Origin of the sequence: Nostoc sp. FACHB-152, assembly GCF_014697475.1 — a bacterium.
Lineage (GTDB): Bacteria > Cyanobacteriota > Cyanobacteriia > Cyanobacteriales > Nostocaceae > Nostoc_B.
The window spans coordinates 24239-44531 of record NZ_JACJRV010000034.1; the positions used below are offsets into that span (position 1 = coordinate 24239).

Genomic DNA, 20293 nt, shown 5'->3' on the forward strand with positions numbered 1-20293 from the left:
TAATAGTATTATCACCTCCTGCCTTCTGCCTCCTGCCTTCAGCTAACAGTACTGAGAAACATCCTCGCCGCATTCATCAGCTAAATAGCACAGGGCGCGGAAACGCAAACTCACTACTTCTTCGTATAAGGGGTTGAGTTTACACATTGGCGGAATGTGTAATATTGTTTTCCCAAATAATTTAACATCACGCTCAAAAGGACATTGAGCCGGAATCATTTTGCATAAACGATGAGCTAATTGGCGATCGCTCACTTGAATATTATCTAATTGCCGCCGTAGAGGTTGAAGAATATCAAAGCCAGACTGGGAATTTGGATTATGCAGCTGGGATACATGAGTGTTGCTAACTTCTGCCGAATTTAATGAAACCCAGCTTGCCAAAAAAATCTTTTTTGTGGTATTATCGAATACCTTCATGGTTCAGCCTCTGTATTATTGAGGTTATTCACCTTTCTGATGAATATATACAATGTGACAACGACATTTACCGGAAAAATCTTGTTCTGACTGAGTACAATAAGAAATTACAGTAACTACTTGTGTCAGAACTCATTTCTTTCTACGTTAAGTAAATCCCAATTTTTTCGGAAACGGTAGTGTAAAAATCTGATCTTGTTGATAACTTGACACAGTTTAAATTTTAATGAAGACATCTACCATTGGGTGGATTTTTGCAAAATCTTTACAAACTTTAATATAACCATAATTGCCTGTAATTTCCACAAGCTCAAGCGTTAGCTAGACAGCGAAATGTGCAGACAAAGGCATTCTGGTATGGCAAAACATCTGATAATTAGATATTCCTGGGATAAATGGCTAAATCAATAAAGTGATTGTCAAGCAACTTGCAATTTATGCTTTGTTAGGGCTGACGTATTTGGGTTTAGCCTTGGGCTATATTCCTGGCTTACGGATGAACCGCGCCACTATTGCCTTAGTTGGTTCTAGTTTTTTAATTGCTTTAGGCGTGTTGAACTTACAGGAAGCATGGCAAGCAATTGATGCCAATACCATCGTGTTTTTGTTGAGCATGATGGTAGTGAATGCCAACCTATCCTATGCTGGATTTTTCGGGCGATCGCTGTCACTATTATTAAGCATTACGCGCAGTCCACTGGGCTTGTTAATTGCGCTTACCTTTGGCAGTGGAATTCTTTCAGCATTTTTTCTTAATGACACTTTAGCGTTAGTTTTTACGCCCCTAACTCTCAGCCTGACTGCAAGTTTAGGTTTAAATCCTCTACCTTATTTACTAGCGATCGCAGGTGCAACTAATATCGGTTCTGTTGCTACCTTGAGCGGTAATCCGCAAAATATCCTCATTGGTTCATTTTCCGGGATTCCTTACCTAGATTTTTTGTGTGTATTAGCACCTGTCGCCTTGATAGGCTTAGTAATTCAGATAGTATGGCTATGGCTTCTTTATCCCGATGTGCGTTCCATCCGGCCTTGCACAAACTCGCTTACCAGCAATCAAAGAATATTTAAACCCTTATTCAATAAAACATTAGTTATCACTAGCGGGTTACTCGTAGCCTTTGCGCTAGGTTTACCTTTAGGAGAATCTGCTTTAGTTGCAGCTAGTTTATTGCTAATCACACGCCGCATCAAACCCCAACGCATTCTCAAACACGTCGATTGGAATTTGCTAGTGATGTTTTCAGGGTTATTCATCCTGACAAAAGCTACGCAAAAATTGAACTTATTACAGCCGTTTACCCAAGCAATCAACTCGGCTGCGAGTTTACTGGGTGTGACGGTTATTTTGTCTAATTTAATTTCTAACGTTCCTGCCGTGCTGCTATTGCATCCTTTGATTCCTAAAGATGATACTCAAGCGTGGCTATTGTTAGCAGCAGGTTCAACTTTGGCAGGTAATTTAACTTTATTTGGTTCAGTTGCTAATCTTATAGTTGCAGAAGCGGCTAATGATTTAGGGTATAAGCTCACTTTTTTGGAACATCTGCGCTTTGGGTTACCGTTAACTTTGTGTACTTTAGTGTTAGTTTATTTGTTTATTCACTAGAATTTTAAGTCTCACGCATAGACGCAGTAGCAGCTACTCTTCGAGAACGCCTAACGGCGAACCCGCAGGGTAGGCGCAAAGGCGCAAAGTATTTCTTCACATCTTTGCGCCTGACCTACTTTACAGTTTTTATGATGCGACTTGAGCAGCTGTGCGAGTGCGTCGCCTTCTACCATCGGCAACTTTCACAGGTGGTTCATCAGGAATTTGCATTAACAAAGTGACAGTTGGTTGACATTGCAATTCCCGTCGAATTGAACGGGCTAGTTCCCGCTCTAAGGTTCCTTGCAATCCACCCCAGTCTATTTCAGGTTGTTCTCCTTCCAAAGATGCAAATTCTGACCAACGCACGTTGAGAACTTCTTCGATGCGCTGCTGTACCCATTTTTGGATCAGCGATCGCTCTACACTAGTAACCACACCCCGTAGGTGAATTTCTGGCTTGGCTAGGAGTTTACCAGCCCAATCAATCGCTGCGGCAATAGTGACAATTCCTTCTTCCGCCATGCGTTGCCGTTCTTGCAGAACTTTGGCACTGACCATACCCGAACTAGAGGTATCCACCAGTTCGATACCAGACTGCACTTTACCACCGACACCGATAGAATTTTCTGTTAGTTCTATAACATCGCCATTCTGGATAATCACCATATTTTCGGCGGGGATACCCATACTTTGGGCGGTTTCGGAATGTTTGACTAACATCCGATGTTCACCGTGAACTGGCACGAAGAACTTGGGACGAGTTAAAGCAATCATCAGTTTTTGGTCTTCTTGGCAGCCGTGGCCGGAAACGTGAATTCCTTTATCGCGTCCATAGACCACTTTCGCCCCTTGCAGCATCAACTTATCGATGGTGTTGACTACTGCGATCGTATTTCCTGGAATTGGGTTAGCGGAGAATACAACAGTGTCGCCTTCACGGATTTTGATGTGCGGGTGTTCTTTATTAGCAATGCGAGTCATCGCTGCCATTGTCTCACCTTGAGAACCTGTGGTGAGAATCAACACGTTGTCATCTGGAAGACTGCGAACCATGTGCAGTGGTTGCAGTAGGTTATCTTCACATTTGACATAACCCAAGTTGCGGGCATGGGCAATCAAATTCAGCATCGAACGTCCGACAACTGTCACCACGCGGTTGTGTTTCCGCGCCAGTTGCAAAATCATGTTGATGCGATGCACAGAGGAGGCAAAGGTGGTGACAAACAATCGTCCAGTGGCTTGACTAAATACCCGATCCAAATTTGGATATACAGAACGTTCGGAAGGAGTGAAGCCGGGAACTTCTGAGTTCGTGGAGTCACTCAACAGGCAAAGCACGCCTTTTTCACCATGTTCTGCCAAGCGTTGCAAGTCAAATTTTTCCCCATCGACTGGGGTATGGTCGAATTTAAAATCCCCTGTGTGAATCACGACACCCAGGGGAGTATGAATAGCGACGGTAAAACTATCAGCGATTGAATGGGTATTGCGGATGTACTCGACAAAGAAATGTTTGCCAATTCTAACTACATCACGCGGCATCACTGAACGCAACTCTGTGCGATCGCGGACTCCTGCTTCTTCTAATTTCCCTTCCAGCATGGCCATTGCTAGTCTTGGCCCGTGAATTACCGGAATTTCAAATTGCTTGAGGTGAAAAGCAATACCACCGATATGGTCTTCATGACCGTGGGTGACGATCATGCCTTTAATTTTGTGACGATTTTCTCGTAGATATGTCGTATCAGGGAGGACAATATTCACCCCATGCATTGCTTCTGTAGGAAAAGCTAATCCTGCATCTAATAAGATAATTTCGTCATCATATTCAAAAACACAGGTATTTTTGCCAATTTCATGTAAACCGCCCAAAGGAATAATTTTTAGGGCGGAGTTAGCTTCGTTTTTAGCCATTTGCTCCTTAGGTTAGATTGTTGTTTAGTGTTAATAAATTGAAGGTTAGGAAGCTTGTATTAAAGACAACACTGGCTTTCTATCGGAAAGCAGTTAAATTTCACGCTTATTTTTAACTGTTTGTTCAATAAAATCGAATTATTGTCAATATTTTCAGCATTAGTAGCAAACCTTGAGAAATTCCATCCTCAAAATCTGCCAATTATTCATATTTCATAAACGTTTGCAGCAAATTGCCAATCATGCATACCTAAATTAAATTTAGTTTCTGAAGTACCACCTCTAATTTTTGGCTAACCTCTGAGTCAGCTTCACATAGCGGCAGACGTGTTGAACCAACCTCCCAACCTTGAAGTTTGAGTGCTTTTTTAATGGGAATGGGATTTGTTGTTATAAATAAAGCTTTAAACAACGGGAAGAGTTGAAGATGAATGTCTCTAGCTTCTGCAATTTTTCCCGCACTAAAAGCTTGAATCATCTGCTGTAGTTGGTTGCCTACCAGATGAGAAGCCACGCTGACTACTCCTGTTGCCCCTAGTGCTAACAAGGACAAGGTGAGGGAGTCATCTCCAGCGTAAATCTGAAATTCTTGTGATGTCAAGCGGCGGATTTCACTTGCCTGATCTAAATTACCACTGGCTTCTTTGATTCCAACAATATTATCAATTTCAGCTAGTTTGGCAACTGTTTCTGCACTGAGATTTTGACCGGTACGACTGGGAACGTTATATAACAACAGTGGTGTATCAGGGCAAGCTTGGGCAATTGCCTGAAAGTGTTGATATAGACCAGCTTGTGGCGGTTTATTGTAATAGGGTACAACTTGTAATGTACCATGTACTCCTATTTTAGCCGCTTTTTGGGTAGCCGCGATCGCTTCTTTGGTGGAATTGGAACCACATCCCGCTATCACCTTGGCTTTGCCGGACACGGCCTGCAATACTTCCAAAAATAGCTGGTATTCCTCCTCCCAAGTTAGGGTGGGGGATTCTCCTGTTGTACCGCATACCACCAATGTATCCGTGCCGTTGTTAGCTAGATGTGCTGCTAGTTCTGCCGCTACACCATAGTTAACACTACCGTCTGCTTTGAACGGCGTGATCATAGCGGTTAAAACTCTGCCAAAATCTCCCACCCTTTTTTTACTCCTAATTACCTGCTTGGTTTTTTTTTGCTTTGGTGGTTTTCTATAATGTAATAGCTTATTCGCCAATTACTTTCAAGAGAGATGCTCTTGTTTGTCATTTATCATTGATTTCTCGCTAATGACTCATAACTACTGAGCAACATATGCTGCGGCAGACTTAAGTAGATTTTTTTCTACTAATAATTCGGCAATTTGTACTGCATTCAAAGCCGCACCTTTACGGATTTGATCGCCACATAGCCATAATTCTAAACCGCACGGATGAGATATATCCTGACGAATTCGACCCACTAAAACTTCATCTTTACCTGTTGCTTCTATGGGCATTGGGAAATGATTTGCCCGCCAATCTTCTACCAATTTTACCCCAGGAGAGCGACTTAAAATTTCTCTAGCTGTATCTGGATTAAATGGAGTTTCAAACTCTAGATTAATCGACTCTGAATGGGCGCGTAGTACGGGAACCCGCACACACGTGGCCGTAATTCTAATTTGCTGTGTGTCGAAAATTTTTCTGGTTTCATTAACCATTTTCATTTCTTCCTCACAGTACCCTAAATCGTTGATTGGGGTGTTGTGTGGAAATAAGTTAAATGCCAATGGGTATGGTAATACTTCTGCAATTGGTTCTTGTCCTTGCAAAATAGCACTAGCTTGGGTTTTTACCTCTTCCATTGCTTTCGCACCAGCACCACTAGCTGATTGATATGTAGCTGCAACAATCCGTTGGATTGGTTTAACTTGATGTAATGGCCAAATTGCCACTGTCATCAAAATTGTGGTGCAGTTGGGATTGGCAATAATCCCTTGGTGATTAGCTGCGGCTTGGGGATTTACCTCTGGCACAACCAAGGGAACTTCTGGGTTCATTCGGAAGGCACTGGAGTTATCAATAACTACTGCACCTTTTTCGACTGCAATTGGCGCCCATTTTTTAGATGTGGAACCACCTGCACTAGCTAATACTAAATCGACATTTTCAAAGGCGCGATCGCTAACTGCTTGTACAGGTATATTCTCACCTTTAAAAGTTAGCGTTCTGCCTGCACTGCGCTCTGATGCTAGTAATATTAATTCCGAAATTGGAAAATTTCGACTTTCTAGTAATTCCAGCAACTCTGTGCCGACAGCACCAGTTGCCCCCAAAATAGCTACACGATATGTTTTAGACAAATGAATTTCCTCCTTTACGAGGTGAGCAGTAATGTTTGAGAATTTTATTTAAATAGCAGTAGCAGATTTTGAATATATTTTTATGATTTTATTCAAGCTTGTTGATAGCGGTAGATTGATTTTTTATTTACATAACTTCATAATTATTAGAAAAATTTACAATAATTATAAATATCAAGCAAATCTACCACCAATTTTAAAAAAGTATATATTATTGTACAACAAATTGCTGTTGGAGAAATAACTAGCAGCAATTGGCTCTCAGCCATACTCGCATTCGGCATTTTCTACTCAATGAAGATTGTGCCTTGATTGTGATTTGGACTGACATAGGTGATCAATGTACTATGATCCGAAATGGATTAAAACCAGTACAATAAACCACCGAGCTAGGCGGTAAGCAGATAGTAAAGCTGACCTTACACAACTTAGGATGAAGTGCTGCTGGTTGACTAGGATATCACGGTGTCCGCCTTCAGATATAAAAGTCTATCTCCAGTAGTAGGTGATCAAGAAGAAATTCTCAACAGCATAAGATTAGCTGGATGTCATATCACCCGTAATTTTTACAAATGTGAGGTCGTATGTCTATGCTCAGTTTAAAGGGTGCGTGGGTAAAGTTATTGCGCTAAAGCGACAAGTCCTTTGCCAATGGCAGTAAACTGGATATCTACTGAAGGAACCTGCCTTGTGGGTGCCTCCCATCCCAAACTAGCAATATCAACGCACAACAGCGTGAAATCGCAGCTTGTGTACTTGGAGTTACAAATACCAAATAGAGACGAAGCATGAAAGTTACCCAGGAGAAACTTCCCGCTAGCCAAATAGGGCTAGAAATAGAGATTACACCAGAAATCACTAAGCAAACCTACGAACAAGTTATTAAAAACTTATCCAGTACTGTAAATATTCCTGGGTTTCGTAAAGGTAAAGTGCCTCGGCAAATATTGCTACAACGCCTAGGTATAACTCGCATCAAGGCAACAGCCCTAGAAGAATTAATTCAAGATGGGATACAGCAAGCAGTCAAGCAAGAAGATATCCAGGCAATTGGTCAACCACAATTGCGTTCTTCGTTTGATGACTTGATCAATAATTATGAACCAGGAAAACCTCTGACCTTCTCTGCTGCCGTTGATGTCGAGCCAGAAATCAATCTCACACAGTACACTGGTTTGCAAGCTCAAGCTGAGGAAGTTAAATATGACCCAGCACAGGTAGATAGCGTTCTCGAAAAAGAACGCCAAGAAATGGCAACCTTGATTCCTGTAGAAGGACGGGCAGCCCAAATCGGAGATGTGGCTGTTGTAGATTTTAAAGGGGTAATAGCTAAAGCAGAAGGGGATGACCCTGACGCAGAACCAACACCAATTCCTGGTGGTGAAGCTTCTGATTTCCAAGTTGAGTTACAGGAAGATAAATTTATCCCTGGTTTTGTTACAGGCATAATAGGGATGAATCCTGGCGAAACCAAAGAAATTTCGGCACAGTTCCCAGATCCTTACGTAAATCAAGAGTTGGCAGGCAAGCCAGCAATTTTTACCGTCACCCTCAAGGAACTCAAGGAAAAAGAACTACCAGAATTGGATGATGACTTCGCCCAAGATGTCAGCGACTTTGAAACCTTAGAGGAACTGCGAAAATCTCTAGAGGAAAGGTATCAAAAAGAAGCTGAAGACAAAACTAAAATCAACAAACAAGAAGCTTTGCTGGCAGAACTAGTCAAGCACGTAGAAATTGACTTGCCAGGAACTTTAATTGACCAAGAAGTAGACGCGATGCTGACACAAACAGCCATGCGCCTTTCGCAACAAGGGCTGGATGTGAAAAAGCTGTTTACTCAAGATATTATTCCACAGTTGCGGGAGCGATCGCGCCCTGAGGCAATTGAACGCCTAAAACGTTCTCTAGCCTTGCGAGAAATCGGCAAACGCGAATCTATCACAGTCACACCTGAAGAACTGCAAGCCAGAATTACAGAACTTTTGCAGCAGTATGCAGAAGAAGATATTGACGAAGATAGACTGCGTTCGATGGTTGAAAACGAAATGCTAACCGAAAAAATCATCGATTGGATTTTAGAAAAATCATCCGTAGAACTAGTGCCAGAAGGGACTTTAAGTGCCAAAGCAGAAGAAACTGAAGACGCAGACCTCGAAGTAGAGGCAACTGCATCTGAGGCTGAGGAAACAGTCAGCGAAGTTACGGCAGAAGCAGAAACAGAAGCTTAAGGGTAGAAGAGTGCAAGGGTGTAGGGAAACAAAAAGGAAGACGAAAAGAACAATTTTCCCCCCTGCCCCCCGCACCCTGCCCCGTTTCCTCTACCCTTCGGCTATCTCTACTTTTGGGCGATCGCAATCTGGCTGATCGTAGATTAGGCTAGTAGTGTAATAGCTGTATTGTTTGAGTAGGAACACATGATCACTCAGTCCTTAATATTTAATGGAGGCTTAATATTCCTGAAATATTAATTAAAACCCTATATATATAACAGCCTGAGCTTGATACTGTGTTACACGAGAAGAATCTGGATGAGGCATAATGGTTAACACATAGCTTAAATAAAAATCTCATCCGTTAAAAAAGCAGCGATCGCTGCCTTAAACTAAGTCCTATTAACTTTCAGAAGTTCTCCTATGCTTTTATCGCAGTCGGGAAATTACCCCATCATCAGTTCTAGTCATCTAGCTATTAACTCCCATATGCATGGCCCCAACAGCATTGTGCCAACTGTGGTTGAGCAGTCTGGTATGGGAGAAAGAGCTTTTGACATCTACTCCCGCCTGCTGCGTGAGCGGATTATATTTTTGGGAACTGCAATAGATGACACCGTTGCCAATTCTATTGTCGCCCAGTTGCTATTCTTAGATGCTGAAGACTCTGAAAAAGACATACAACTGTACATTAACTCTCCTGGCGGCTCCGTCTACGCAGGAATGGCAATTTATGATACAATCCAACAAATCCGTCCCGATGTTGTGACTATCTGTTTTGGGTTAGCCGCAAGCATGGGGGCATTTTTGTTAGCCGCCGGAACCGCAGGTAAGCGTATGTCTCTACCTGACTCACGCATTATGATCCACCAACCACTAGGTGGCGCTCAGGGGCAAGCCATTGACATAGAAATCCAAGCAAGAGAGATTCTATATATCAAAGGTCAGTTGAATCAGTTATTGGCTCATCATACTGGTCAACCCCTAGAAAGGTTAGAAACAGATACAGACCGAGACTTTTTCATGTCGGCAGAAGAAGCTAAAAACTACGGTTTGATCGATCAGGTCATCTCCCGACAAAATCTTCCCACAGCTGGGGAAAACGTCACCATTGTGAATTAAGAGGCTGGTATGTCTAAGTACGACTCCCATTTAAAATGTTCGTTTTGTGGCAAGTCTCAAGAGCAGGTGCGTAAGTTAATCGCAGGGCCGGGAGTTTACATCTGCGATGAATGCGTTGACTTGTGTAATGAAATACTAGATGAGGAGTTACTGGACACCAACGGTGTAGCGTCGCAACCAGCACCAAAGTCTGAAGCCCCTCAAAAACGTCGCAATCGTTCTGCTAATCTCTCCTTTAATCAAATACCTAAGCCTAGAGAGATTAAAAAGTATCTGGACGAACACGTTATTGGCCAAGACGAAGCCAAAAAAGTGTTATCAGTTGCAGTTTACAATCATTACAAGCGGCTAGCAATTTTACAATCTAAAAATAGTGGCAAAAATGGGGCAGATGACGCTGTAGAACTGCAAAAGTCTAATATTTTGCTAATTGGCCCGACTGGTTGCGGCAAAACGCTTTTAGCGCAAACCCTAGCTAAAATTTTGGATGTACCCTTTGCTGTTGCTGACGCTACTACATTAACAGAAGCAGGGTATGTCGGTGAAGATGTAGAAAATATTTTGTTGCGGCTGTTGCAAGTGGCTGATTTAGACGTAGAAGAGGCGCAACGAGGCATTATCTACATCGACGAGATTGACAAAATTGCGCGTAAGAGTGAAAACCCATCAATTACCCGCGATGTCTCTGGTGAAGGCGTGCAGCAAGCTCTCTTGAAAATGCTAGAAGGGACGATCGCTAACGTACCACCCCAAGGCGGACGCAAGCATCCGTATCAAGATTGCATCCAAATTGACACTAGCAATATTTTATTTATTTGTGGCGGAGCCTTCGTTGGGCTAGAGAAGGTAGTAGAGCAGAGAGGCGGTAAAAAGTCCATAGGTTTTGTCCAACCTGGTGAAGGTCAATCGAAAGAGAAACGCGCTGCTAACACCCTGCGTCATTTGGAACCCGACGACTTAGTGAAATTTGGGATGATTCCCGAATTCATTGGGCGGATGCCAATGGTAGCAGTGGTAGATCCGCTAGATGAAGAAGCTTTGATGGCGATTCTGACCCAACCACGCAGTGCTTTGGTGAAACAGTACCAAAAACTGCTGAAGATGGATAATGTACAGTTAGATTTTAAATCAGATGCTTTACGGGCGATCGCTCAAGAAGCCTATCGTCGTAAAACTGGTGCTAGAGCATTACGCGGCATCGTAGAGGAACTGATGTTAGATGTGATGTATGAGTTACCATCGCGGAAGGATGTGACACGCTGCACAGTTACACGGGAAATGGTTGAGAAACGCTCTACAGCCGAACTGATAGTTCATCCATCTTCATTACCTAAACCAGAATCAGCATAATAGTCATTAGTTAAGAGTCAATAGTCTATAGACTGTTGACTTTTGACTATGGACTTTTGACTATGGACTTTTAACAAATGCCTTACATCAATGTTCGTGGCGTTGAACATTACTACGAGTGGGTGAAAAAACCATCTACTTCCTTAACAAAGCCCGTGATGGTGTTCGTTCACGGTTGGGCAGGTTCAGCTAGGTACTGGAAAAGCACTGCGGAGGCTTTAGCTGACAAGTTTGATTGCTTACTCTATGATATGCGCGGATTTGGGCGATCGCAGGGTAAACCAACTATCATCCAAGCTAGCGAGTCTGTTGTTGAGTCTGAAACCAGTCAAGAAAAATTAGCAGCAATTCAAGAGTTAACTTATGAGTTGGAAGAATACGCTGATGATTTGGCAATTTTGTTAGATGAGTTGCATCTTGGGCGTGTTTACATCCAAGCTCATTCAATGGGCGCGTCTGTTGCGACTTTATTTTTCAACCGCTATCCCCAACGTGTAGAACGAGGGATTTTGACTTGTAGCGGAATTTTTGAGTACGACGAGAAAGCCTTTACAGCCTTTCATAAATTTGGTGGCTATGTAGTTAAATTCCGTCCCAAGTGGTTAGCAAAAATCCCATTTGTTGACCGAATGTTTATGGCAAGATTTTTGCATCGCTCCATTCCAAAATCTGAACGCCAAGCATTTTTACAAGATTTTCTAGATGCAGATTATGATGCTGCTATAGGCACAATTTTTACTTCTGTTAGTAAGGCGCAGTCGGAATTAATGCCACAAGAGTTTGCCAAGCTAACTGTCCCAACTCTGCTAGTGGCTGGAGAATATGACCAAATTATTCCGGCGGCGATGGGACGACAAGCTGCAGCATTGAATGACAAAGTTGAGTTTGCGTTTATGGCTGATACGGCGCATTTCCCGATGTTGGAAGATCCCCAGACTTATTTGCAACGGGTGCAAGAGTTTTTGCAAGTTGCTGTATCAGAGGCGCAACTGGGTTAGGTGGAAGTTTTTCTTTGGTAGGGTGGGTTATAGACAAAGCACCGGAAATCTTGGATGGTGCGTTGCGCTACGCGACAACACACCCTACTAAACTAAACCTAGCCTCTGAGTTCAAAGCTTGATTAACGGTAGCGTGACAATAAATGTAGTACCAACTCCAACTTCGCTGTTTACCATAATCTCTCCCCCATAAGCATCAACACACTTTTTCACAATTGCTAAACCTAAGCCAGTACCAGGAATTCTGCCAACATTTTCTGCACGCTGGAAAGGCTGAAACATTCGCTTTTGGTCTTCTTTGGGAATGCCAATTCCCCAGTCTTGAAATCGAAAGATGACAGAATTTTCGTGGCCAATTAGTTCAAATTGAATTTTGCCATCGGGAAGCGAATATTTAATTGCATTGCCAAGTAAATTACCTAAAATGTGACGCAGTAATGTTTCATCCCAGAATGCTTCACTTAATTCTCCATAACTAGCAAAACTCAAACTTAGATTTTTATCTTTGAGAGTAAGTTGTGCTTCTTCAACTAGTTGACGGCAAAATATTTCTAAATTTAGTCGCTCAAGGTCGCATTGAAATTTACCAGAATCAGCCTTATCAATTAGTGACACTTCATCTAACATTTGTGCCATATTTTTGATTGCTAGGCGGATCATTTGTAAATGATTGCGTTTTTTTTCTTGAGTTAATTTATCTTCGTTATTTTGTAGTAATCCAGCTGCTAAAAGAATTGTATTTAAGGGTTGGCGGATATCATGAGAAAGCATAGAAACTAATTCTGATCTGAACTGGTTGATTTCGTTAGCTTTAACCAGTTCGGCGGTGCGTTCGTCAACTCGAACTTGTAATGTCTGATTAACTTGACGTAATGTTTCTAAAAGTTGTTTACGCTCGATCGCATAACATATAGAACGAACCAAGCCATTAACGTTGACATGACGTTTGACTAAATAATCTTGCGCTCCTTCTCTGACTGCTTCAATTGCCAGTTCTTCGTCGTTAGTATTGGTTAGCACCACAATTGGCACACTAGGCGCACAATTAATTAGTACTGGCAGAGATGACAATCCTTGACTGTCTGGCAGGGTAAGGTCTAACAAAATAATGTCGTAGTTACTGCGACTAAGTTCATTGAGTCCTTCTTGCAATCGCTTGACATGAACTAGGACAAATTCTTTAGCATCGGCTTGCTGCAAAAACTCTTGCAATAACCTAGCTTCTGCCAGATTGTCTTCAATTAACAAGATTTTTACTAAGCTTTCAGCCATAGTTTTCTGGTTTTAAGCCCTGGGAAGTGTTTAGAAGGCAGGAGGCAGGAGGCAAGAGGCAGGAGGTAGAAAATTATAGTAATATTACTCCCCTAAACTCCTGCACCCTTGCACCCTGACACTCATATCCTTACTCTGACGGTAAGGTGACGGTAGACAGCCAAAAATCTTCGATACCTTTAACAATTTGAAATAGTTGGCTGAGATTACGGGATTTAGTAATGTAGCAGTTTACGTGCAAGTCGTAGCTGTGAAAGATATCATCCTCGTTTTTAGAGGTTGTCAGCACTACGACAGGGATACGTTTGAGTAGGGGATCATTTTTAATTTCTGCTAATACTTCCCGGCCATCTTTCCTTGGTAAGTTCAAATCTAGCAGAATCAGGTCAGGGCGGGGAGCATCGGCGTACTCACCTTCTTGGCGTAAAAATGCCATAGCATCCACGCCATCCCTAACCGTCACTACTTGGTGCGGCACTGAGCTATTTTTCAATGCTTCTTGGATTAAACGGACATCGGCTTTATTATCCTCGACCAAAAAGATGGTTTTGAGCTTGTCTTCCGTTTCTACGCTCACGCTCGCGTCCTCCAACTGGAATTGTAAAGTAGAAGGTAGCTCCTTCACCAAGTTGTGATTCTACCCAAATGCGACCACGATGACATTCGGCAATCTTTTTACAGATAGCTAAACCCATACCTGTACCAGCATACTCATCCCGCGTATGTAGGCGTTGAAAAATCACAAAAATGCGATCGCTAAATCGGGGGTCGATGCCAATACCATTATCGCGTACCCAGAACAACCATTCATCTTCTAACCTCTCGGCTCCCACATGAATTTGTGGGGGTTGGTCACTCCGGAATTTGATAGCGTTAGCAATCAAATTCTGAAATAGTTGCATCAGCTGGGTGCTACCAGCCATCACCGTTGGTAAGGGGTCATGTGTAATTATAGTTCCGGTTTCGGCGATGCGCTGCCTGAGATTACCTAAAGCTCGTTCTAAGGCTGTTTCGACCTCAATTAGTTGAAATGCGATCGCTTGTGTATCTACTTTGGAATATGCTAATACGTCATCAATTAACGTCTGCATCAGGCTGACTCCCTGAACTGCAAAGCTAATAAACTCTTTCGCATCTTCGTCTAGTTCTTCGTTATAGCGCATCTCTAAAAGTTGCACGTAATTCGCCACTTGATTTAGTGGTTCTTGCAAGTCATGAGAAGCGACATAAGCAAACTTTTTCAATTCAGCGTTAGAACGTTCTAAATCTTGTGCTAATTGAGCCAGTTCATCAGCTTGGCGCAATACAATATTGACAATGGCTTTCCGTAATTCCAGCGCGGCTTTAATTTCGACAAATTGCCAAGGTAAAGATGTCAGCCTAACTGTTTCTTTCCACAATTCAAAGGATTTCCGGGGACACAGCCGAACATTTCCATCTGTCTGGCTAACCTCAAACGCCTTATTAGGATCACCACCCCAATTAACAGTTTGAATTACTTCTGGTCGAAACCAGAGTACATAATTCCGCTTGGAAATAGGAATTGCTAACAAACCACTGGCAACGTTTTTAAATCTTTCCGCATCTGGATAAACCTGTGCCAAAGAATTCGTATAGAAAACTTCTTCATTGACATTATTTTTTAACCACTGCACTAAAAAAGTCAGGTCTTCTTCTGCGGGAGTTTCGCCAATTAATGTACAATGATCGCCAAAACAAACAGCCGCACCTTGGGCGCTAGTTAAATCTAAAAGATTCGGCTGATGTTTGATTAAACCATCGATAAAATTTTCTTCTTGGGACATATATTCAACCAACAGCGATTGAATATGTGTCAAATTCATGCGATAGTCGTAATCTTCTGTTTCTTCTCTGGCTGAGATTTCTGCAAATATGACCCGGCCTAAAAATTCGCAGGCTTTCCGCAATTCATAAGATACAAATTTGGGTGTTTGATGATGACAAGCAATCAATCCCCAGAGTTTTTGGTCTTTAATTAAAGAGATAGTCAAAGAAGCACCCACACCCATATTGTGCAAGTACTCAAGATGACAAGCAGCAGGACTGCGAAGTATTGAGTTAGTTAAATCTAATGAACGCTGACTGACTGGATTAGTGGCCGGAACTAGTTGTACTGGCTCTGCCTTCGCATCCGGTATGATTCTAATAGAATTAGATGCAAATAATTTTCTGGCTGGTTTAGGAATATCTGACTCAGGATAATGTAACCCTAAATAAGGCTCTAGAGTATCTAGCTTTTCTTCGGCAATGACTGAACCATGTCCATCATGATCAAATTTATATAGCATTACCCGGTCGAAACCAGTTACTTTCCGTACTTCTTGGACAATTATCTGACAAAAGTCCCGCAGATTTGATGTTTTTTCTAACTGATTAATCGAAGTTTTTGCTAGATGATAAAAACTTAAAAATGGGATATTTTCTTGCGAAAATGCTGGCTCTAGTTCTAGGATTAACAACCCTTCTGGATTCCGGTGAAAAACTGCGTCAAAAACTACGTATTCATCACCTTTCTTTCTGAACCAAATTTTTGTTGGATTGATGAATTCTAGATTATCTTCTGCTAACCCTGCTTTAATTCTTTCTAGTTGATACGAGTCGAGTAAATCTTCTAGTTTTTTTTGCAACATTTTTTCGGGTTCTATGCCGAAAACACTCCAAGTATTATTACTAACTTGCAAAATTTCTAATTCTGGTTCCGCCAACACCAATAGCACACCGTGGGGCTGTATTTGCCTAGAAGTATGAATTGGAGCTTCTTTCAAACTAGTAACATTAATGCTGGGAAGCTGTAAGTTTAATTCCATTAAGATTCTCCTCTATGGATAGAAAGCATCAAAAGTAGAGCCTATATATGTTCTATAGGATGCATAACTTTATGACGCTTCCTAATATGTAAGCTTGGATAATTTTTATTCTAGAAATTAACTAATTGCTATGTTTAGTTATTACTAATAAAAAACAGAATGATGAACTCTGAAAAATTTCTTCATTTTCCTTCATCAATTCTGGTTATTTGCGATGCCTAAATGTTGATACCTCTGTTGCGTTTTGTAGCTTTTATCCATCATGCTTGCGTTTTCAGTCTAACAGGCAGACTCTCTAAATACCGATAAGAAATGTAAAAAATGGCTGATTGTTTACACTGCATATATGTAGCAGTATGAAGCATTAATAGGTGATAGGTTACAGGTGACAGTTATTTTAATAAGAAATTGCATCAAATCCAAGAGTTAAACCACATCCGGAGTTTATAGCCTTCGGATGAAAGAGGTAAACCTAAATAAATGGGCAACCAAAACATAAAAGCCACTAAAATAATCAAAGATAGGGTGCTACCCATAACCTGCAATGGACGATAATAGCTACGAAGACATTGATCAACAAACCAAGCGATCGCTAAAAATGCAAATACCACAGCCGTCATATAGTGGTAAATAAAAGCGCACCGTGTTACCTTCATCCAAGGTACTAAGTTCGCGGCATAATTTACCACTATATATAAAGCAATCCATGTATCGACAGTAAAAGTTTTAGGTAAAATAAAACGTTTTTGCGTCTTAAAAAAACTTACCATTGAAAAAATTAGCATCCCCATCAAAAATAAAATGGCAGCAATACCGAACCACCATAAAAAAGGATTGCCCATTGCATGAACATCATAAATAATTTTCCCGGCACCAGCAGGTAAATTAGGCCCTAATACAGGTAATGGGTCAGTAGCATTTTGGGCTGTTTGATAATAATATGCCATTGGTCGAGTCAACAACGGCCATTTATACCAAGCAGCACAGTAGGGATGTACTTGAGCATTATTACCACCTAGACGTTCATGAAAAGCCAAAATTTGCTTGTGGACTTCGATAAATCTATATTTTGTATCTAGTCGTAAATGGGGAATCCAAATTAGGCTATATACAGTAAGTGGAAGAACTCCCAAAAACAGTAAAACTTGCCAACCATACAATTGTGTTAGCTTTTGTAGGGGTGAAGATGTTTGTTTATTTAATTCTTCATAACTATGAGATAAATTATTAATTTCTATTTTTTTGACTAATATTTGCCATATCCAAGCAAATATCCACAAGAAATAAATACCTGCGAGAAAAAATAAACCGTTCCATTTGGTAGCTACTGAACAACCAAAAGCAATACCAGCAATGGCTAAAAATAATTTGCGTTTATGTCTGTGGTTGTTTAACGCTAAAAGAAACAACCACTGACCTAACAAACCAAATAAAACTATATATATATTGATTAGTGCATAGCGAGATTCAACGATAAATATGCCATCAACAGCAGTAAATAACCCAGCAATTAAGGCAAAACTACGGCGAGAACTTAATTGATAAGCAATCCCAGCAATTAATAATGGGATAAAGGAACCTAAAAAAGCATTTATCCACCGATAATCCCAAGGCGATCGCAGTGAACCTGTCAATCCATTCACGGTATCATGCCAAAATGGTACATGACTGCCCAGCCAGATACCTAGCGCAATTATCAGTTTCCCTAAGGGTGGATGACCATCAAAAAAGGGAACATGGGTGAGATAGTTATTACCAAACTTAGCGTAGTAAACTTCATCAAAGACTAAGGTGTTAAACCTATCTAGTCCCCAAAACCTCAAAGCGAGTGAGAGTAGAAATATACTCACTAACCCAATGCGGAACCAAGTTTTAGTCATTAGTCAATGGTCATTAGTCAATAGTCTTTTGTTATTCTCCCCTTTGTCTTGCTTTCTTAAAAAATTTTTTAGGGTGAGCATTGCCCACCCTCATAGTAATGAATATTAGGCGATCGCAAATTCTGAATCTTTTCTCAGTTCCTCAGACCGAAATCCCAACACAATCTGATTTTTTGGTACACCAGCACTGACGAGTTCTGTTGCAATTCCCTCTTCCGTACCATCACGCTGAATCCAAATCTTACCATCGATAATATCAACGTGAATCAGACAACCGTGAACACGACGAGTCACGGTAGGAGAAAAATCATACGCAGGTTCTCGTCCCAAAATCATCACAAGGTAACGATCTTGTTCTCTATCAAAAACTGTTTCAAATTGAATATCGCCAGTGCTGAAGGGAATTTTTGTATGTTCAATTAAAATATTTCGTATTAACTGCTTATATTGCTCCAGGGTATCCATCGGAAAATAACCTCTTGTTCTAGGTTAAAGACAACGATATTAACTTTGTAATCCTCTACCAAAAGTTTAGCAATTGGCTCATCAAAGACATCGGCGTATACTTGGTCACGAACAGCAAGATAAAGGATGCGTTCAGGATTTGTTCTAGTCATGACAGAGCGATAGGATAGGTACTGCCCCAATGTATGTTCGAGGTCTGTCATATCTGATACGCTGCGAAATGTTTTAATCTCAACTGCTATTAGTTGTCCTTCCTTTTCAGCAGCAATTAGTTTTTCTGCACCCAAATCAACATACATATCCCTTTTTCCCCATTTCAAATGAAAGGGATCATCTGTAATTGTCCAGCCATCTTTAATTAGGGCGTTCTTGACGTTCTCATGGTAGCGGTCTCTAACTGGCATACATGGCTTAAGCTATTGATTGTCATGATTGTAATACCAGAACGTTAAAGGCTTACTAGTATTGCAGTACAGTATTTGCTGCAAAAAATCGATTCGCCATGAGGCGACAAAGGAAGAGAAAAAAAACAAGTGTAAAGTGTAAAAGGGTAAAAGTATAAAGGGCTACCGGAAAATCCTCCCAGCAGCGCACACAACACGATAACCAAAAGGGTCATCGAAGTTGACGCGCCCCGCCCTAACGTAGTTGAAGCGGAACGCAGAACGGCAGTATCTAGGATAGTAGATCCAGGAACCGCCCCGCAGCACGGCGTTTCCTGACTTTTGAAAAATATTGTCATTATCATTAAACCAAGGACTGCCATCTGTTGGCGCAGCTTCATAGTTAGCGTGCCAATCATCCAGACACCATTCCCACACGTTGCCGTGCATATCGTATAGTCCTAAATAATTGGGTGGAAAGCTGCCTACTGACGTTGTTTGTTTTCTATACTTTCCCTTAGGGGCTGCACCGTAAATGTAGTTACCATCATAATTAGCGACTTCAGTTGTGATTGTCTCACCAAAATGAAACGGAGTTGTCGTACCAGCGCGACAGGCATATTCCCATTCCGCTTCACTTGGTAAGCGATAATTACGACCTGTTTTTTGAGAAAGCCTGTGACAAAATTCTACAGCCTCATACCAAGAAACACGTTCTACAGGCAGATGATCATCTCCCTTGAAACGAGACGGTGTTGGATCTAAATCTCGATTGATTTTAGGACAAGAAGCAACAACTCTTGCCCATTGTTCTTGAGTGACGGCATATTTCCCCATAAAGAAAGTTGGAACGGTAACGTGATGGGTGGGGCGTTCATTATCTCTGCTTTCTGCTTCACTTTCAAAAGCACCCATTAAAAATGTGCCACCAGGAATCTCTACCATTTCTAACTTTACGCCAAACCCCAAATCTTCTAAAAAATATCTAGCTTGGCTGGTGCGAGTAAATTTTTTCGTTCCAGATTGGAATTTCACCGTTTCAAATTCAAATTCTTTTAAGAAAGTATTTTCTTGGGGTTGAGAAATCACCACACCTGCTTTACTAAGTGCTGCAACAATTTCATTAACAACTTGCGGAATGCCTTTAGAAGTATTAGCCGCTAATTTGTCAGCTAAAGTGGGAGAAAAATCAAGAACTTGTTGATATGAAACTTTGTGCCATATCGGCAGTATTGTTTTTCCAGATTGTAATTCTTTCTGTACTAGTCCTTGTAACTCGCGCTGTGTCCAAGATTTTTTGATGAAATCAGAGCTAATAACAATTATGCCAAACCTAGATTCTTTCAGTCCTTTATCAATTGAGCTACTTAAGCTATCTCCTACTGTCAAAGAAAATTCATCATACCAAACGCGATAACCTTTATCTCGCAACTTTTGCGCTAGAGGTCTGACAAATTCATCTTTATCTTCACTTGCATGACTGATAAATATGTCATGTTGATAGTTCATCATTTCTTAGTTATATATAGTAGCG

16 protein-coding genes are annotated in these 20293 nt (G+C 41.3%); 5 read left to right on the forward strand and 11 right to left on the reverse strand.

The features are described from left to right. Nucleotides 1-42: 42 nt before the first annotated feature. Nucleotides 43-420, reverse strand: a complete 378-nt coding sequence (locus H6G76_RS20765) for a Mo-dependent nitrogenase C-terminal domain-containing protein (RefSeq protein WP_190704858.1) — start codon at nt 418-420, stop codon at nt 43-45. A gap of 412 nt (nt 421-832) precedes the next feature. On the opposite strand from H6G76_RS20765, the gene H6G76_RS20770 reads away from it, so the two are divergent. Further along, nucleotides 833-2029, forward strand: a complete 1197-nt coding sequence (locus H6G76_RS20770; RefSeq protein WP_190704860.1) for an anion transporter — start codon at nt 833-835, stop codon at nt 2027-2029. Nucleotides 2030-2158: 129 nt separating this feature from the next. Here H6G76_RS20770 and H6G76_RS20775 read toward each other — a convergent pair whose 3' ends face one another. From H6G76_RS20775 to H6G76_RS20785, 3 genes are all read right to left on the reverse strand, one after another. Continuing rightward, nucleotides 2159-3928: a ribonuclease J gene (locus H6G76_RS20775; RefSeq protein ID WP_190704863.1), complete on the reverse strand. Its 1770-nt coding sequence runs from the start codon at nt 3926-3928 to the stop codon at nt 2159-2161. 250 nt (nt 3929-4178) lie between these two features. After that, the gene (dapA, locus tag H6G76_RS20780; RefSeq protein ID WP_190704866.1) at nt 4179-5063 is read right to left on the reverse strand and encodes a 4-hydroxy-tetrahydrodipicolinate synthase; all 885 of its coding nucleotides are present in this window, start codon (nt 5061-5063) and stop codon (nt 4179-4181) included. Nucleotides 5064-5204: 141 nt separating this feature from the next. Further along, nucleotides 5205-6248 (reverse strand): aspartate-semialdehyde dehydrogenase, encoded by a 1044-nt coding sequence (locus H6G76_RS20785; RefSeq protein ID WP_190704880.1) that lies wholly within the window; start codon nt 6246-6248, stop codon nt 5205-5207. A 788-nt stretch (nt 6249-7036) separates the two neighbouring features. Here H6G76_RS20785 and tig point away from each other — a divergent pair. The 4 genes from tig (at nt 7037) to H6G76_RS20805 (ending at nt 11931) form a co-directional block, all read left to right on the forward strand. Next, nucleotides 7037-8479, forward strand: a complete 1443-nt coding sequence (tig, locus tag H6G76_RS20790) for a trigger factor (protein WP_190704883.1) — start codon at nt 7037-7039, stop codon at nt 8477-8479. A 405-nt stretch (nt 8480-8884) separates the two neighbouring features. Then, the gene (gene clpP, locus H6G76_RS20795) at nt 8885-9583 is read left to right on the forward strand and encodes an ATP-dependent Clp endopeptidase proteolytic subunit ClpP (protein ID WP_190704886.1); all 699 of its coding nucleotides are present in this window, start codon (nt 8885-8887) and stop codon (nt 9581-9583) included. Nucleotides 9584-9592: 9 nt separating this feature from the next. Beyond that, nucleotides 9593-10933 (forward strand): ATP-dependent protease ATP-binding subunit ClpX, encoded by a 1341-nt coding sequence (gene clpX / locus H6G76_RS20800; protein ID WP_190704888.1) that lies wholly within the window; start codon nt 9593-9595, stop codon nt 10931-10933. A 77-nt stretch (nt 10934-11010) separates the two neighbouring features. Beyond that, a complete protein-coding gene (locus H6G76_RS20805) occupies nt 11011-11931 on the forward strand; it encodes an alpha/beta fold hydrolase (protein WP_190704890.1) in 921 nt (306 codons plus the stop codon). Nucleotides 11932-12042: 111 nt separating this feature from the next. On the opposite strand, the gene H6G76_RS20810 is transcribed toward H6G76_RS20805, so the two are convergent. From H6G76_RS20810 to H6G76_RS38085, 7 genes are all read right to left on the reverse strand, one after another. Further along, complete coding sequence (locus H6G76_RS20810) at nt 12043-13203, reverse strand: hybrid sensor histidine kinase/response regulator (protein WP_190704892.1); 1161 nt, start codon at nt 13201-13203, stop codon at nt 12043-12045. A gap of 130 nt (nt 13204-13333) precedes the next feature. Next, nucleotides 13334-13780 (reverse strand): response regulator, encoded by a 447-nt coding sequence (locus H6G76_RS20815; RefSeq protein WP_190704894.1) that lies wholly within the window; start codon nt 13778-13780, stop codon nt 13334-13336. After that, a complete protein-coding gene (locus H6G76_RS20820) occupies nt 13728-16031 on the reverse strand; it encodes an ATP-binding protein (protein WP_190704896.1) in 2304 nt (767 codons plus the stop codon). Before H6G76_RS20820 ends, H6G76_RS20815 begins: the two co-directional genes overlap by 53 nt. A 413-nt stretch (nt 16032-16444) precedes the next feature. Beyond that, nucleotides 16445-17911, reverse strand: coding sequence for a dolichyl-phosphate-mannose--protein mannosyltransferase (locus tag H6G76_RS20825; protein WP_190704897.1), 1467 nt, complete (start codon nt 17909-17911; stop codon nt 16445-16447). Nucleotides 17912-18016: 105 nt separating this feature from the next. Beyond that, nucleotides 18017-18376, reverse strand: coding sequence for a XisI protein (locus tag H6G76_RS20830; RefSeq protein ID WP_190704900.1), 360 nt, complete (start codon nt 18374-18376; stop codon nt 18017-18019). Continuing rightward, nucleotides 18346-18780 carry an element excision factor XisH family protein gene (locus H6G76_RS20835; RefSeq protein WP_190704903.1) on the reverse strand — a complete coding sequence of 145 codons (435 nt, stop codon included), beginning with the start codon at nt 18778-18780 and terminating at the stop codon, nt 18346-18348. The genes H6G76_RS20830 and H6G76_RS20835 overlap by 31 nt, the downstream gene beginning before the upstream one ends. Before the next feature lie 162 nt (nt 18781-18942). After that, the gene (locus tag H6G76_RS38085; RefSeq protein ID WP_190704906.1) at nt 18943-20271 is read right to left on the reverse strand and encodes an SUMF1/EgtB/PvdO family nonheme iron enzyme; all 1329 of its coding nucleotides are present in this window, start codon (nt 20269-20271) and stop codon (nt 18943-18945) included. Nucleotides 20272-20293: the final 22 nt, after the last annotated feature.

Coding starts and splice junctions, on each gene's coding strand:
- H6G76_RS20805 (WP_190704890.1), top strand. CDS start 11,011: ATGCCTTACATCAATGTTCGTGGCGTTGAACATTACTACGAGTGGGTG.
- H6G76_RS20820 (WP_190704896.1), bottom strand. CDS start 16,031: ATGGAATTAAACTTACAGCTTCCCAGCATTAATGTTACTAGTTTGAAA.
- H6G76_RS20775 (WP_190704863.1), bottom strand. CDS start 3,928: ATGGCTAAAAACGAAGCTAACTCCGCCCTAAAAATTATTCCTTTGGGC.
- H6G76_RS20830 (WP_190704900.1), bottom strand. CDS start 18,376: ATGGATACCCTGGAGCAATATAAGCAGTTAATACGAAATATTTTAATT.
- H6G76_RS20835 (WP_190704903.1), bottom strand. CDS start 18,780: ATGCCAGTTAGAGACCGCTACCATGAGAACGTCAAGAACGCCCTAATT.
- H6G76_RS38085 (WP_190704906.1), bottom strand. CDS start 20,271: ATGATGAACTATCAACATGACATATTTATCAGTCATGCAAGTGAAGAT.
- clpX (WP_190704888.1), top strand. CDS start 9,593: ATGTCTAAGTACGACTCCCATTTAAAATGTTCGTTTTGTGGCAAGTCT.
- H6G76_RS20810 (WP_190704892.1), bottom strand. CDS start 13,203: ATGGCTGAAAGCTTAGTAAAAATCTTGTTAATTGAAGACAATCTGGCA.
- clpP (WP_190704886.1), top strand. CDS start 8,885: ATGCTTTTATCGCAGTCGGGAAATTACCCCATCATCAGTTCTAGTCAT.
- H6G76_RS20825 (WP_190704897.1), bottom strand. CDS start 17,911: ATGACTAAAACTTGGTTCCGCATTGGGTTAGTGAGTATATTTCTACTC.
- H6G76_RS20765 (WP_190704858.1), bottom strand. CDS start 420: ATGAAGGTATTCGATAATACCACAAAAAAGATTTTTTTGGCAAGCTGG.
- tig (WP_190704883.1), top strand. CDS start 7,037: ATGAAAGTTACCCAGGAGAAACTTCCCGCTAGCCAAATAGGGCTAGAA.